At 65.2% G+C, this 667-nt stretch carries 1 protein-coding gene; it reads left to right on the top strand.

Translation table 11 applies throughout. From position 1 onward, the window contains the following. Positions 1-296: 296 nt before the first annotated feature. Positions 297-667: transposase (locus IE98_RS0141650; RefSeq protein WP_159401271.1), on the top strand; the 371-nt coding region annotated here is incomplete at its 3' end.

Genomic DNA, 667 nt, shown 5'->3' with positions numbered 1-667 from the left:
CATCAGGCACAAGATCGTCCGACACGTGCAGCACTCTGCCGCCCAGACTCCTCAACTGCCAAGCCCCTGAGCCGAACTCATTTTGAAACGATCAGTAAGCAGCTACGTGACCACCAGCGGGCCGCCTGCCGGCCTACGTGTTCGGAGCCTCGACGCCCAGGCGGCGACCTGTCACTGGCAGTGAGCTGATGCCGGCCATCGACGCCATGCTCGCGCTGTTTGGGCTTGATCCGCTTTGACGGACACTCCTGATCAGGGGCTTCGGCCCCGGAAGGATGATGTCCATCATGGAGAGCATGGGGAAGAAGAAGCCGCGCCCTCGTCGCTCGTTCACGCCGGAGTTCAAGGCGGAGATCGTCGAGCTGTGCCGGCGCGGTGACCGGTCCGTCGGCCAGGTCGCGAAGGACTTCGACCTGACCGAGACCGCAGTGCGGGACTGGGTGCGCCAGACCCAGGTCGACACCGGCGAGCTGGACGGCCTGACCAGCGACGAGCGCGAGGAGCTGGCGAGGCTTCGGCGGGAGAACCGCCGGCTACGTGAGGACGTCGAGGTCCTGAAGCGGGCGACGGTGAACTCAACCCGTCAGCGCAACATCCCAGGTGACGGAGGATGTGGCGCATGGCGAGGTTGGGTCGTCCGGGCATGTCGGACACACAGAAGCGAGAA

Source organism: Streptomyces sp. NRRL B-24484 (assembly GCF_000717715.1).
Lineage (GTDB): Bacteria > Actinomycetota > Actinomycetes > Streptomycetales > Streptomycetaceae > Kitasatospora.
Note: the sequence above shows the minus strand (reverse complement) of the source record. Positions and strands in the feature narration are given on the sequence as shown.